16 protein-coding genes are annotated in these 13,292 nt (G+C 35.5%); 15 read left to right on the top strand and 1 reads right to left on the bottom strand.

Annotated features, from left to right (window positions below; genetic code table 11):
• Positions 1-58: 58 nt before the first annotated feature.
• From bcaP to C8K15_RS11560, 10 genes are all read left to right on the top strand, one after another.
• Entirely contained in the window at positions 59-1,462 is a 1,404-nt protein-coding gene (gene bcaP / locus C8K15_RS11610; protein ID WP_108586572.1) for a branched-chain amino acid transporter BcaP, read from the top strand.
• A gap of 171 nt (positions 1,463-1,633) precedes the next feature.
• The gene (locus C8K15_RS11605; protein WP_108586571.1) at positions 1,634-1,855 is read left to right on the top strand and encodes a small, acid-soluble spore protein tlp; all 222 of its coding nucleotides are present in this window, start codon (positions 1,634-1,636) and stop codon (positions 1,853-1,855) included.
• 221 nt (positions 1,856-2,076) lie between these two features.
• The gene (locus C8K15_RS11600; RefSeq protein WP_369973739.1) at positions 2,077-2,736 is read left to right on the top strand and encodes a LysE family transporter; all 660 of its coding nucleotides are present in this window, start codon (positions 2,077-2,079) and stop codon (positions 2,734-2,736) included.
• Between the two features lie 95 nt (positions 2,737-2,831).
• Positions 2,832-4,058 carry an MFS transporter gene (locus C8K15_RS11595; protein ID WP_108586570.1) on the top strand — a complete coding sequence of 409 codons (1,227 nt, stop codon included), beginning with the start codon at positions 2,832-2,834 and terminating at the stop codon, positions 4,056-4,058.
• A 142-nt stretch (positions 4,059-4,200) separates the two neighbouring features.
• On the top strand, positions 4,201-4,431 hold the full coding sequence (locus tag C8K15_RS11590) for a WGxxGxxG family protein (protein WP_108586569.1): 231 nt from the start codon (positions 4,201-4,203) through the stop codon (positions 4,429-4,431).
• A 365-nt stretch (positions 4,432-4,796) separates the two neighbouring features.
• Positions 4,797-4,985 (top strand): hypothetical protein, encoded by a 189-nt coding sequence (locus tag C8K15_RS11580; RefSeq protein ID WP_108586568.1) that lies wholly within the window; start codon positions 4,797-4,799, stop codon positions 4,983-4,985.
• Positions 4,986-5,070: 85 nt separating this feature from the next.
• Positions 5,071-7,023 (top strand): GTP-binding protein, encoded by a 1,953-nt coding sequence (locus tag C8K15_RS11575; RefSeq protein WP_108586567.1) that lies wholly within the window; start codon positions 5,071-5,073, stop codon positions 7,021-7,023.
• A 57-nt stretch (positions 7,024-7,080) separates the two neighbouring features.
• A complete protein-coding gene (locus C8K15_RS11570) occupies positions 7,081-7,695 on the top strand; it encodes an SAM-dependent methyltransferase (RefSeq protein ID WP_108586566.1) in 615 nt (204 codons plus the stop codon).
• A gap of 95 nt (positions 7,696-7,790) precedes the next feature.
• Positions 7,791-8,081 (top strand): hypothetical protein, encoded by a 291-nt coding sequence (locus C8K15_RS11565; protein WP_108586565.1) that lies wholly within the window; start codon positions 7,791-7,793, stop codon positions 8,079-8,081.
• Between the two features lie 35 nt (positions 8,082-8,116).
• The gene (locus C8K15_RS11560) at positions 8,117-8,383 is read left to right on the top strand and encodes a zinc ribbon domain-containing protein (protein ID WP_108586564.1); all 267 of its coding nucleotides are present in this window, start codon (positions 8,117-8,119) and stop codon (positions 8,381-8,383) included.
• Positions 8,384-8,592: 209 nt separating this feature from the next.
• On the opposite strand, the gene C8K15_RS20325 is transcribed toward C8K15_RS11560, so the two are convergent.
• A complete protein-coding gene (locus C8K15_RS20325; protein WP_158268306.1) occupies positions 8,593-8,742 on the bottom strand; it encodes a hypothetical protein in 150 nt (49 codons plus the stop codon).
• Between the two features lie 595 nt (positions 8,743-9,337).
• On the opposite strand from C8K15_RS20325, the gene C8K15_RS11555 reads away from it, so the two are divergent.
• From C8K15_RS11555 to C8K15_RS11535, 5 genes are all read left to right on the top strand, one after another.
• Positions 9,338-10,102, top strand: a complete 765-nt coding sequence (locus C8K15_RS11555) for a GTP cyclohydrolase II (protein WP_108586563.1) — start codon at positions 9,338-9,340, stop codon at positions 10,100-10,102.
• Positions 10,095-11,189: a bifunctional diaminohydroxyphosphoribosylaminopyrimidine deaminase/5-amino-6-(5-phosphoribosylamino)uracil reductase RibD gene (gene ribD, locus C8K15_RS11550; protein WP_108586562.1), complete on the top strand. Its 1,095-nt coding sequence runs from the start codon at positions 10,095-10,097 to the stop codon at positions 11,187-11,189. Before C8K15_RS11555 ends, ribD begins: the two co-directional genes overlap by 8 nt.
• 23 nt (positions 11,190-11,212) lie before the next feature.
• The gene (locus tag C8K15_RS11545) at positions 11,213-11,785 is read left to right on the top strand and encodes a 5' nucleotidase, NT5C type (RefSeq protein WP_108586561.1); all 573 of its coding nucleotides are present in this window, start codon (positions 11,213-11,215) and stop codon (positions 11,783-11,785) included.
• A 93-nt stretch (positions 11,786-11,878) separates the two neighbouring features.
• Complete coding sequence (locus C8K15_RS11540; RefSeq protein ID WP_108586560.1) at positions 11,879-12,523, top strand: alpha/beta hydrolase; 645 nt, start codon at positions 11,879-11,881, stop codon at positions 12,521-12,523.
• Positions 12,524-12,715: 192 nt separating this feature from the next.
• Positions 12,716-13,156, top strand: coding sequence for a HEAT repeat domain-containing protein (locus tag C8K15_RS11535; RefSeq protein ID WP_108586559.1), 441 nt, complete (start codon positions 12,716-12,718; stop codon positions 13,154-13,156).
• Positions 13,157-13,292: the final 136 nt, after the last annotated feature.

The following is a 13,292-nucleotide window of genomic DNA, read 5'->3' as shown; positions in this document are numbered from 1 at the left end:
TGCGAAATTTGTCGAATTGTGACGAAGGGGAATATATTTAGATAGAGGAGATGAAAAAATGGCTAACAAGTTATTTAGGAAAAAGAGCATTCAGGATTTAATAGATACATCAACAAAGGGGAATACACTAAAAAAAGAATTAGGTACATTTGATTTAACAATGCTTGGCATTGGAGCCATTATCGGTACAGGAATTTTTGTTTTAACTGGGGCCGGAGCGCTAACAGCTGGTCCAGCTCTTACACTTTCATTCATTATTGCTGGGCTTGCTTGTTTTTTTGCTGCTTTATCGTATGCTGAATTTGCGTCTACCGTACCTGTATCAGGCTCTGTTTATACATTCACATATACAACACTAGGTGAATTTATAGCGTTTATTATTGGGTGGGATTTAGTTCTCGAATATCTGCTCGCCGTTAGTGCTGTTTCTGTAGGTTGGTCAGGCTATTTCCAATCACTACTAAGTGGATTCGGAATAAACATTCCTACGATTCTTACAGCGGCTCCTGGAGCTCTTGAAGGTACTAAAACATTTTTCAATTTACCAGCCTTTATAATTGTTATGCTCATCACGTTTTTACTTTCCATCGGGATTAAGCAATCTAAACGAATAAATAATATAATGGTTGTTGTCAAAGTAACTGTTGTCTTAATATTCATTGCTGTCGCAGTTACGTATGTTAAGCCTGAAAATTGGCAACCATTTACGCCTTTTGGTTTTGAAGGCGTATTCTCTGCAGCTGCTCTTGTATTCTTTGCTTTTATTGGATTTGATGCAATCGCTTCAGCTGCCGAGGAAACAAAAAATCCGAAAAGAGATTTACCTCGAGGAATCCTTTTATCGCTACTTATTTGTACGATACTTTACGTTATTGTTACTTCGATAATGACAGGAGTCGTTCCGTTTCAACAGTTTGCAGGAAATATTGATCATCCTATTTCTCTTGTATTGCAATACTCAGGTCAAAACTGGGTTGCTGGAATTATAGATGTAGGAGCAATTCTAGGTATGACAACAGTCATGTTGGTTATGTTATATGGACAAACAAGAGTAATGTTTGCCATGTCGAGAGATGGCTTAATGCCAGCATTCTTTTCTAACATTCATGAAAAATACCGTACACCGTATAAAGCAACATGGTTTTTCGGATTCGTTGCTGCACTATTTGGTGCATTAATACCTTTAGACGAACTAGCAAAATTGGTTAATATCGGAACGTTATCTGCCTTTGTTCTTATCTCAGTTGCAGTCATTGTTTTAAGAGTAAAACAACCTGACTTACCAAGAGCATTCCGTTGTCCAGCAGTTCCACTAGTACCAGGATTAGCTATTCTATTCTGTGGATTTTTAATCTTCCAATTAGGACAAGAAACATTTATTCGTTTCGTTATTTGGTTACTAATTGGTATAGTTATCTACTTTACCTACTCACAAAAAAATTCTAAACTTAATAAGAAATAAAAAATGAATTATAGAGAATCCAGCAGCTAATTTAATGCTGGATTCTTTATTTGTCTTTATTACAAATGAGTGAATATGATACGTGACCAGTTAGATAAAAAACCTATTAATTGTTTTAATGAAATGGGGAATGCTATCTTATGTACACAATTAAGAAAAGGAGGAATAATAATGTCTAGAATTACGCCAATACCAAATAATTCAGAAGATAATGAAGAAAGACTGAAGAAAACCATAAATAATATGGAAGCAGCAGAAGAGGCATTAAACTTAGCTGACGGCAAAGAGCGCGATTTAATCAAAGAGAAAAACGCACGTCGTAAGGAAAGTATTGAAGGTTTGCGAAATGAAATCATAGAAGAAGATAAATCCCGAATAAATGGTTACTTATAGGATCAAATAAAAAAGTTGCGAATAGTATGTTTAGCGAAGAATCCAGCTGTCAGTTGCTGGATTCTTTTTGATTCTTCAAACATGCAAATCGGCAGAAATAACCCTATCTAGAATACTGAACATTTCCAAGCCCTGGAATGATGAAAATTGCTTTATGTTTAACAATTTGGCAAGAGAATTTTCACCTTATGGAGTCGTACAAGTCGTAAGTACTGAATATGATGAAGGACATCATATTATTGGAGGGCTATTTCATCAATTCACTATTTACATACTTCTTTTTAGGTGTATCCCTAGCTGCACCCATTGGCCCGGTTAAAGCAACTCTATTAAATACAGGAATTAAAAATGGTTTTTTTCATGCTTGGATTTTTGGCATTGGTGCTTTAGTTACTGACATCATGTATATGCTCATGGTTTTTTTTGGAGTTGCTCAATTTATTGATTCACCTATTCTGAAAACTATTCTTTGGTCGTTTGGCTGTTTTGTTCTTATATATACGGGTGTAGAGAATTTACTTACTCTAAATAAAATCAAAATGGACTTCAAAATAGGTAAAACTATCCGATTCAGACAGTCATTATTATCTGGTTTCTTTATGGCCATGTTAAATCCAATAACTATCCTCTTTTGGCTAGGTATATATGGTTCAATCCTTACTGGAACAGCTGGAACCTTAACGTGGTACCAAATAATTATTTATAGCATCGCCATTTTATTGGGTATTTCTTTAGTTGATTTTATAATGGCCTTTATATCAAGTGTAGCTCGAAAATTGTTAAACACTAAATTATTGAGAAGTATCTCCATTATATCTTCGATTGCCATGATCGGTTTTGGAATATTCTTTGGCATCCAGGCATATAGGTCTTTGTTTTAATTCATACATAGCGAAATTTCACAGCATAATTTTAATGTATAAAAAGAATTCATAAGGAAAACATACATTTACTTATCGTTACTCGAGGTGAAAGTATGGAGAATACAGAACAAAGTAAAGACACAGTAAGTAAATGGTGTATTGTAAGTATGGCCTCAATTCCTCTAGTCATGACACTCGGAAATTCTATGCTTATTCCGGTGTTACCAATATTGGAAAGAAAGGTTGGAATCACTTCCTTTCAATCTAGTATGATTATAACTAGCTATTCGATCGCTGCTGTATTTCTAATACCGGTTGCAGGTTATTTATCGGATCGTTTCGGAAGAAAAATGGTGATTTTACCAAGTTTAATTCTCGCTTTAATGGGAGGTTTGGTTGCTGGTTTTGCTTCTTGGTTGCTGGATGAACCATATACATGGATTATTATTGGTAGGATTCTGCAGGGAATAGGTGCAGCTGGTGCTATGCCAATCATTTTGCCACTAGTTGGCGATTTATATAAGGATAATGATGAAAAAACAAGTTCTTGTTTAGGAATTATTGAAACGTCCAATACGTTTGGCAAAGTATTAAGTCCCATCCTAGGGTCAGTCTTTGCCGCTTTTCTTTGGTTTCTCCCATTCTTCTCCATTTCAATATTTAGTTTGATTTCAATTGTACTCATTTTTTTCTTTGTTAAAGTGCCAAAAGAAAAAGATGAACCATTAAAGATGAAAGAATTCTTGAAAAATGCAAAAAATATATTCAAAGAGGAAGGCAAATGGTTGTTTACCGTATTCCTCAACGGGATTTTTGTCATGCTAGTCCTATTTAGTATGTTATTTTTTTTATCCGAAAATCTAGAAAAAGTGCACGATATAAAAGGTGTAATAAAAGGGTTTGTTCTCGCTATTCCTCTTTTATTACTATGTATTGCTTCCTATATTTCAGGGCGCAATATTAAAGGGAATTTATCGACGATGAAAAAAATAATGATTATCTGTTTAATCATTCTATCAATCAGCACGGGATTTGTAGGAATTACTAGTGATAAACTTATCCTTCTATTAGTGGTCACTAGTCTAGTGGGTATGTCCATTGGCGTATTACTACCTGTGCTGGACGCCATTATTACAGAAAACATTAATAAAGAAGAGAGAGGTACAATTTCTTCTTTTTATAGCTCAGCAAGATTTATTGGGGTTGCAGCCGGTCCTCCACTTATGTCCCTAGTAATGAACGATTATTTAAGTATCAGTTTTATTACAGCAAGTGTATTGGGATTAATCTTATTATTCATTGTAATTACGTATATTAAAGTCGAAGAAATTGAAAACTAACGAAAAACCCTTGGCTAAGTGTAAGTAGCCAAGGGTTTTCCTTTTTAGACCAATCTATGTATGACGTAATTTTTTAGATAAAATGCATAATATTCATGGCATCGAACATAATAAGTCAGACTAACTGAGGAGGAATATTAACATGTTGAAGAAATTATTTGCACTAATTTTTACTTTAGCATTCACATTTACAGTAATCGGAACTGCAACATATGCTGCGGACACTAACGGAAATGATGATACCATCAATGAGAATGCAGCTGTTGCAGCAACTGACGACGATGATAATGATATGGAATGGGGCTGGATTGGGTTATTAGGCCTTGTTGGTCTTATGGGATTAAAGAGAAGAGACGACCGAAAAGATTCATAAATAATGCCTCTACTCACTTGAGTTGAGGCATTATTTATGAAAAGGAACGTGAGCATATGGATGGAAGTTCTTCAACTGATAAGTTTATTCCTATGACTTCAGTATCAAGTGGTCAAGGGAAAGAAATTGGTCTTCATGGGAATCAGTTAAGTTATTAGAAAAGCTTAAACCTGCATTAGCTGTTACCGGTCATGGACATCCTGTTTCTGGCGAATGGCTAACTGAAAATTTATCCGTGCTTTCGAGAGACTTTGACAAATTAGCTATACCGAAACAAGGTAAATACGTTCCATAAAAATATTAACTGATGTGTAAAAACTCCGTTATGAGAGAAGATAATGAAAAACGAAATGGAGGCGACCTTAATGGAGAATAATCAAAACACACAAGGATTTACTGCATCTGGAACGAATATTGCAGAGGTTAAAAGAAATAATGAAAACTCGGGTCTGACTTATAATGAAGTGAAAGAAATTCTTGCGAAAAGAACAGGCAACCCAGATCCTGGGAGCTATAGTCAAACAGATATTAAAAACGTTCAAAATAAATATTAATTACAAAAGCGGGTACCAAATTAGGGTATCCGCTTTTATGTTTGATGAAATCTAAGTTAGTATAAAGGTAAGTGGGGGTGGCTTTATGAATAAAACAATTGGGGTATTTGCGCATGTAGATGCGGGAAAAACAACTTTTGCAGAACAAATACTTTTTCATACGAAAAGTATTAAGAAAAGAGGAAGAGTAGATCATAAAGATGCTTATCTCGACAGTCATGAAATTGAAAGGCAACGAGGCATAACTGTGTTCGCTGACCAAGCGACTTTTTCATATCAGGATTCTACTTATTATTTAATTGATAATCCAGGTCACGTAGATTTCTCTCCAGAAATGGAACGATCCGTTCAAGTAATGGATTATGCCATTGTCATTCTTAGTGCAGTTGAAGGTGTTGAAGGACATACAACAACAATTTGGCAGATGCTTAGAAAACATAATATACCTACATTTTTCTTTATCAATAAGATTGATCGAGAAGGTGCAAATGTTAAAAATGTCCTTCAAGAAATTCATGATGACTTTTCAACGGACATAATTGACGTCACCGAAGCATTTCGAAAAGGACAAATGACAGAAAATCTAATTGAATTTTTAGCCGAAAGGAATGAAATTCTTTTAGATCATTACATGGATAAGGGCTATCAACATGATTTATGGTTGAGGGCAATGAATGAATTAATTAAAGAAGGCAAGATTTTTCCATGTTCAAATGGTTCTGCACTACAAGACATAGGAATCCTTGATTTCTTGAATACTTTTCATTTATTAACTGAAACAAATTATGCAAATGAAGACATATTTTCAGGACGTGTTTACAAAATTAGACATGATGAAAAAGGAACGCGAATTACGTTTATAAAATCTTTAAGTGGATCTGTGAGCATAAGAGATGAAGTCTCATATGGTAATGGTGAACAAAGAAATACGGAAAAAATCACACAAATAAGAGTGTACAACGGAAATAAATACAAAACTGTCGAGCAAGTTAAAGCAGGTGAATTATTCGCAGTCATTGGACTGTCAAATGCATTTACGGGTGATGGATTAGGGACCATACATGAAAAAGCTGTTTATGAAATGGTGCCAACTTTAAAGTCTAAAGTAGTCTTTGCCTCATCGGTTCATATAAAAGAGGCTTTACGATACTTTCAGCTATTAGATATAGAAGATCCATCTTTAAATGTCACGTGGGAAGAGCGGGTGCAGGAAATTCATATACATGTGATGGGAACGATTCAATTAGAAATTTTGCAACAGTTGGTAAAAGACCGGTTCCAATTAGAGGTCAGTTTTGATGAACCAAAAATTTTATATAAAGAGTCAATTGAATCAACTGTAACAGGCTATGGACATTTTGAACCCTTGAAGCATTATGCTGAAGTGCATCTGAAAATTGAACCAGCAGCAAGAGATAGTGGGATTTCGTTTGAGAATGTGTGTCATGCGAATGACTTGTCTATTGGAAATCAAAATTTAGTCCGACACCATCTTTTTGAGAAAACACATAATGGGTTGTTGACTGGCTCTCCTTTAACAGATGTTAAAATCACTTTACTGACAGGACGAGCAGACAATAAGCATACGTCTGGCGGAGACTTTCGCGAGGCTACATATCGAGCTCTGAGACAAGGATTAGAAAAAGCACAAAATCATGTGTTGGAGCCGTATTACCATTTTAAAATAAAAGTAGATTTGGACCAAATGGGAAAAGTATTATCAGATATACAGATTGCTAATGGCAGCTTTGATTCACCGAAAACAGAAGACAACAAAGCAATATTGACAGGAAAAGTACCGGTGGCAACTTTCATGAATTATGCGTCGGAGATTGCCTCATTTACACAAGGAAAAGGCGTACTTAATTTAGTCTTTGGAGGCTATGAAAGATGCCATAACGAAACAGCAGTAATTGAAAGAATTAATTATAATAAGAATGCAGATCCCGATTATAGCTCAACTTCGATTTTTTGTTCAAAAGGAAAAGGTTATGCAGTTCCTTGGGATCAAGCAGAAGCTGAAATGCATTGTCTGTAACACAAACAAATATAAGTGAGGACACGAATTATCCAATAATCGAACAGAGGTATTTTTATGAACGATACAGATTTTGATCGATTGCTTCATATAAAAACAATGGGAATGCTAGAAGTTATTAATCAGTCAGCGCATTATAATCGTTATGAAGCAACTCCATATAAGGCAATAGAAGAATTTTTTAACGAATATGAGTTAAATAATATGCAGAACGTAGTAGATTTCGGAAGCGGCAAAGGTCGCTTGCCTTTTTATATCCATCATCGTTTTCTCATATCCGTTAGAGGAATTGAAATGAGTAACAAGCTCTACCGGGAATCAATTGAAAACCTAGAATCATATATGCAAAAAACTAAGAAGAAGAAAAATTTAATTACTTTTGAGAAGTGCCTAGCACAAGAATATGAAATTAAATCACAAGACAATGTGTTTTATTTCTTTAACCCGTTTTCAGTTCAAATTTTTATGAAGGTGGTTGAAAATATTTTACAATCGATCGATCAGCAAGAGCGCTCGGTTGACTTGATTCTTTATTATCCGACTATCGAATATATCCAGTTCCTTAATACGAGAACTACCTTTAAATTAGTGAAAGAAGTAAAAGTCTCAGGACTATATGAACATAATGAGAATGAGCGATTTTTACTATTTCGGTTTCTTGTGAATGAATAAGATCTGTATTATTGCAAATTCATAATGCCATGCTCCTAGAAGAAAATGTTAAGATAAGTACAAGATCAACTATAAAAGAAAAGAGGAAATAACTAATGACGTTAGTAAATGAACTTGATGGTGCGAAAGTAATAAAACAAACAAAAAATGATACTACCCAAAAATTGAGTGTCATGTTTTTTGAAGAAAAAAAAGGTGTAACAATTGAAGTAGCCATTACCGCTTTAGCTATTGCCCGATATGAAGATGAAGCAGAAAATGGGTACTATATATTTATGTGCGATAGTGAATGGACAGTTCAAGATGACCATAAGGTAGAAACTGTTGAAGAAGCAATTGCATGGGCAGAAAAGAATTTCGACATTACTGAAGAAGACTGGCTCTAGGATTAATTGTTACGTATATAAGGAGGTAATGATTGATGAAGCCCTATAAAAATTGCCAAAGTTGTGGAATGCCATTTTCTAAGGATGTTGAAGGCGGAGGTACAGAAAAGAACGGGAATAAAAGCGTTGTCTATTGTAGTCATTGCTATCAAAATGGGACTTTCACCTCACCTGATATGACTATGAATGAAATGAAAGAAAAAGTAAAAGGGAAATTGATGGAATTTGGAATACCGAAAGTATTTACTGGATTTTTCACTCGCAATATAAATAAATTAGAACGTTGGAAGATGCCTCGTTAAAATGAGTTTATGGCATATCAAAGAGAGTTGGTTCCTATAGGAGCCAGCTCTTTTTATATGATTTTTTTTCGATTCTACTCAAAGAATGATCTGAGAAAAGAGGGGGCGAATGACGCAGTCACAAGTCCTACTCTATGTTCACTAGCTCATGGTGCAGCAGTTAACACGTCCGAAGCGAGCTGGAAACCTGTCATCCTCAGTAACTGGAATCAAGCATTCGGTTTGTAGTTGTTAATATTAATAAGATGTTTTGAAAATAATGGGTCTGTTAAACGATACAGTTGTTTATCGTACATTTGCGCTACCGCACGTTCCGCATGAGCCAACAAGTATGAAAACCGCATACTTGTGGGTCTCATTCTTCACGCTCTTGCGGCATGCTAGGCGCAAATGCACTCTTTCGTTTATTTTTAATTGTTAAACTTTACCAAAATAAAAAAAGTAGGAAAAGGCCGAAATATCATCTTCGGCCGAATATCTACTTAAAGAAAGCAACTATTCAGTAGTTTGCCTAACCATAATTCCTTGGGTCATCTAGGTTGCAAGGGAGCGAAGGACGCACATCAGCCGCAGGATGATCTGAGAAAAGAGGGGGGCGAGTGACGCAGTCACAACCCTCTCTTTATTCTCTAGCTCATAGTGCAGCAGGAAAAGCGTCCGAAACGCACTGAAAACCTATCTAATTCAGGAAACTAATTGGCCTTGACCTAACAAATCGTAATTATGCTACGAATGTATTAAAGAACCCATTCAATTTTAAGGGTTTTCATCAGTTTGATAAACTAAATATTAGTAAAAGCTAAAAGTAAAATACATTTAGACAATTTGCTTACTTGACAAAATAAGGTTACAAAAATATAATTACTTACATAAAGTAACTTAAGGGAACTTAAAGGAAATAGAAAATTATTCACTATTAGTTTTTTAATGTGATATAAAAAAGGGGATATTAATATGAGTGAAACAACTATGGTTTCTAAAGAAGCGCTTTCTGTATTAAAAGATAAGATCAAATTAATCAATTCAAGTGACGGGGCCATCTATTTAGTCGGACCCATTCGACTTCCTGTTAATTTATATGGAGAGACAGTCGTATTTCAATGGTATTGTTGGTTACAAACGAAAGAAGCAAAAGAAGATATTCATCACATCATCGACAAACTATCTTCTTCAAACTTAGCTGAATTTCAACAATCAAGTGTACTCGTTTATGGTGACTTCGAACATGAAGAAGATGCCTTAATGAGAATGCATTCCATCTGTCACACCGGAGATATCTTCGGAAGCAAGAGATGTGATTGTGGCTATCAACTCAAACAGTCAATGCAAATGATTGTGGATCATGGAGCAGGTGCTCTATTTTATTTAGCGAACCATGAAGGCAGAGGAATTGGTTTATTTAGTAAAGCAATGGCCTATATTCTTCAAGAAAATGGCTACGATACAGTTGAAGCTAATGAAAGCCTAGGTTTTGTTGATGATTCACGCAATTATGATGATGCCATTCAAGTATTGAAAGCATTACGTTCGAAACCAGTAACATTGTTGACGAACAATCCTAAAAAATTAGCTGCACTTATTGACGCGGGACTTCCGATTTCAGGACGTACACCTTTGTGGGGAGATGTTTCGGAATTTAACGAGGCATACTTGCAAACTAAAATTAAACGCTCTGGACATCTTAAGGTAGAGGATGAAGGGACTTGTCCAAATGACTAACCACGAATTTTATATGGATTTGGCTTTGAAAAATGCACAAGCCATGAAAGGTCAAACAGATCCGAACCCTCTTGTGGGCTCTGTAATTGTAAACGACAACCGAATTGTTGGAGTTGGCGCTCATTTGAAAGCTGGAGAACCGCATGCAGAAATTCATGCGATTCGCATGGCAGGGGACAAAGCAAGGGGTGGCACAATTTATGTCACACTCGAACCTTGTTCTCATCATGGGAGAACAGGTCCATGTGCAGTAGCGATTGTGGAAGCGGGAATAAAAAAAGTAATCATTGCGACACTTGATCCAAACCCTATTGTTTCTGGGAGAGGGGTTAAAATTCTTGAAGAAGCAGGGATTGAAGTTGTAGTGGGTATCCATGAAGCGGCATCTCGAAAAATGAATGAAGTGTTTAACAAGTTCATTGTGAAAAATACACCTTTCGTTACATTAAAAGCTGGAATTACCTTAGACGGTAAGATTGCAACACATTCTTCTGATAGTAAGTGGATTACATCTGAAGAAGCTAGACATGATGTCCATCAGCTTCGAAATGAACATATGGCGATACTGGTAGGTGTGAATACTGTGATTGCTGACAATCCAGAGTTAACAACTAGACTTCCTAACGGCCGTAACCCAATTCGTATTATTTTAGATTCTACACTAAAAATCCAACTAGATCGCAAGGTCATAACTGATAAATTGGCTGAAACATGGATTTTCACAAGCGAGATTTTTGACAAAGAAAAGAAATCGTTGTTAGAAAGTATGGGAATCTCTGTATTTCCTACCACTGGTTCGAGACAGGTAAATCCAACAGAAGTCGTGCAAATTCTAGGTGAAAAAGGAATTTCCTCCTTATTGATTGAAGGTGGAGGCACAATTAATGCAGCCTTTTTAGAACATAAACTAATAGACAAAGCTGTTATTTATATTGCACCGAAATTAATCGGCGGACAACTAGCACCCACATTCCTAGAAGGCTCAGGTATCGATAAAATGGGTGATGCAGTTGAATTACAGGATGCAGATATCATTAAAATCGGGAAAGATTTTAAGTTTGTCGGTTATCCAAGTTACAAAAATTGATTAAGCAATTGAGGGATTCTACTATGAAATTCGGATTTGATATCGATGATACACTCATCAGTCTAAGAGAACATGCCTTTAACATTTACAATAAAAACTTGAAAAAGTCTGTCCCTATTGATGTTTTTCATGAAATAGAGAAAGTTGAAATTCATGAAGCATTTGGTCTAACGGCAGAGCAAGGATATAACATGTGGAACAGCTCGCTAGAAGAGATATATTATACTTCATGTCCTCCTTATCCAGATGCAGTAGAAACATTAGTTGAACTTGATAAGCAAGGACATGAGATTTACTATATAACAGCTAGACCAAGTGAGCACGGGGAACGTACGAAAAAATGGATGCTTGAACAAGGTTTCCCGGTGAAAGAAGAAAGATTCTTCTGCGGAATGAAAGATCAGGACAAAGTTAAAATAATTCAAGAGTTAAAGCTTGATTATTATTTTGATGACAAGCCGGATGTTTTGAACACACTCTCGGATGATTCGCTGAAAGTATATGTCATGAATCAATCGTATAATCAAAAATTAACGATTCCAAGGATTACTAATTGGTCAGAGTTAAAAGAAATCATTAAGCAAAATTTAATCTAAAGTTAATACGAAAGGGGCAGAGCTGCATGAAGTCTTCTGCTTCTTTTTCTATTAGGGTACTAAATGATCACAGGGCAAAGGAATGATGGGAATATGGAAACAACATTTACTTATGAACTTAGACAACCAAAGAATATTGAAGAAAGGAAGAAGTACCCAGCGTTGTTTGTGATGCATGGAATGGGAAGTAATGAGCAAAACATGCTGCAATTAGTTGACGGTCTTGAAGAAACATTTTTCATTTTTAGTGTACGTGGGCATTTGCCACAACCTCCAGGATATGCGTACTTTACCATACAAGGTTTTGGTAAACCGCATCGAGAAGTTTTTGATAATACAGTTGAAAAACTGACCGCGTTTATTGATACTGCTATCATAGAATATCCATTGGATGAAAGCAGTATATATTTACTCGGATTTAGCCAAGGGGCAATCCTTGGTATGACGATAGGTTTGACATTTAATCATAAAATAAAAGGCGTTGTAGCGCTTAGTGGGTACCTACCGCATTTTGTAAAAGAACAATATAGCATTAAGCCAAGTGAAAAATTATCCGTGTTTATTTCACATGGTGAATTAGATCCTATTTTCCCATTAGCTTGGGGTTCTGCAAATGTTGAATTTTTTAAACAGTTAGGTACAGATGTAACTTTCAAAACGTATACAGAAGGCCATACAGTATCAGCAGAGAACCATCGCGATTTTCATGAATGGTTATTGGATGACCTGGCACAATAAATTAATCTTGAATCGTATATTTGAATCGACTTATTTGGCTTTTAACAAGGATTTTGTATAAATAATTCATTTTATGAAACAGAGTATGTGATTGGTCAGAAAATGGTACAATACTTGTTAAAGGATATTCTGTTCCATGCATGAATGTTTTCTTGTCCACAAATGGATTTTTATATAAAAGGAGATTGAACAATGACTAACAATGTACAAAATGAATTACCAGAAAATTACGAGGAACTAAAAAAGGCTGCAAATCGTACATCGAGTTGGAGAGTACGTTTTGATGCAGTTGAAGAATTGGGGCAACACAAACACAGCAAAGTGATTGATGTTCTTACTACAAGAATGACAAAAGACCCTGTGTTTAAAATCCAAGAAGCAGCTTACAGACAACTTAAGGCTTTTGGTGAAGATGTTACGCCTCCAAAGCAAACGAAATTCGATATTATTAAAGGGACTTCTAAAATCTTATTGCGTATTAAAAAGAGTTTGCCAGCAGATCATACTTTTGAAGAGTTTAAAGAGAAGTTCAAGAAAATGAGACTGGATGTTTACGATGCGTATGAAGGCGAAAAAGGCTCAGACTTTGACAAGTGGCTTGAAACTGAATGGGCTTCTTTATTAAAAAAATAAGTATCAAATCAAAAAAGCCGATTGCATACAACTGCAATCGGTCAGATTGTAGACAAAAGGGGTTCGGAATGGTCTCATTCCGAACCCCTTTTTTAATTTTTATTGGATTTGAATCAATTATTGAGAATAGTAGACC

Source organism: Paenisporosarcina sp. OV554, from assembly GCF_003058165.1.
Classification (GTDB): Bacteria; Bacillota; Bacilli; order Bacillales_A; family Planococcaceae; genus Paenisporosarcina.
The sequence above is the reverse complement of the archived record's forward strand: the minus strand, read 5'-3'. Positions and strand labels throughout refer to the sequence as shown.

Bases quoted from the DNA above. Each gene is read 5' to 3' on its own strand.
- bcaP (WP_108586572.1), top strand. From the start codon at position 59: ATGGCTAACAAGTTATTTAGGAAAAAGAGCATTCAGGATTTAATAGAT.
- C8K15_RS11605 (WP_108586571.1), top strand. From the start codon at position 1,634: ATGTCTAGAATTACGCCAATACCAAATAATTCAGAAGATAATGAAGAA.
- C8K15_RS11600 (WP_369973739.1), top strand. From the start codon at position 2,077: ATGAAGGACATCATATTATTGGAGGGCTATTTCATCAATTCACTATTT.
- C8K15_RS11595 (WP_108586570.1), top strand. From the start codon at position 2,832: ATGGAGAATACAGAACAAAGTAAAGACACAGTAAGTAAATGGTGTATT.
- C8K15_RS11590 (WP_108586569.1), top strand. From the start codon at position 4,201: ATGTTGAAGAAATTATTTGCACTAATTTTTACTTTAGCATTCACATTT.
- C8K15_RS11580 (WP_108586568.1), top strand. From the start codon at position 4,797: ATGGAGAATAATCAAAACACACAAGGATTTACTGCATCTGGAACGAAT.
- C8K15_RS11575 (WP_108586567.1), top strand. From the start codon at position 5,071: ATGAATAAAACAATTGGGGTATTTGCGCATGTAGATGCGGGAAAAACA.
- C8K15_RS11570 (WP_108586566.1), top strand. From the start codon at position 7,081: ATGAACGATACAGATTTTGATCGATTGCTTCATATAAAAACAATGGGA.
- C8K15_RS11565 (WP_108586565.1), top strand. From the start codon at position 7,791: ATGACGTTAGTAAATGAACTTGATGGTGCGAAAGTAATAAAACAAACA.
- C8K15_RS11560 (WP_108586564.1), top strand. From the start codon at position 8,117: ATGAAGCCCTATAAAAATTGCCAAAGTTGTGGAATGCCATTTTCTAAG.
- C8K15_RS20325 (WP_158268306.1), bottom strand. From the start codon at position 8,742: ATGAGACCCACAAGTATGCGGTTTTCATACTTGTTGGCTCATGCGGAA.
- C8K15_RS11555 (WP_108586563.1), top strand. From the start codon at position 9,338: ATGAGTGAAACAACTATGGTTTCTAAAGAAGCGCTTTCTGTATTAAAA.
- ribD (WP_108586562.1), top strand. From the start codon at position 10,095: ATGACTAACCACGAATTTTATATGGATTTGGCTTTGAAAAATGCACAA.
- C8K15_RS11545 (WP_108586561.1), top strand. From the start codon at position 11,213: ATGAAATTCGGATTTGATATCGATGATACACTCATCAGTCTAAGAGAA.
- C8K15_RS11540 (WP_108586560.1), top strand. From the start codon at position 11,879: ATGGAAACAACATTTACTTATGAACTTAGACAACCAAAGAATATTGAA.
- C8K15_RS11535 (WP_108586559.1), top strand. From the start codon at position 12,716: ATGACTAACAATGTACAAAATGAATTACCAGAAAATTACGAGGAACTA.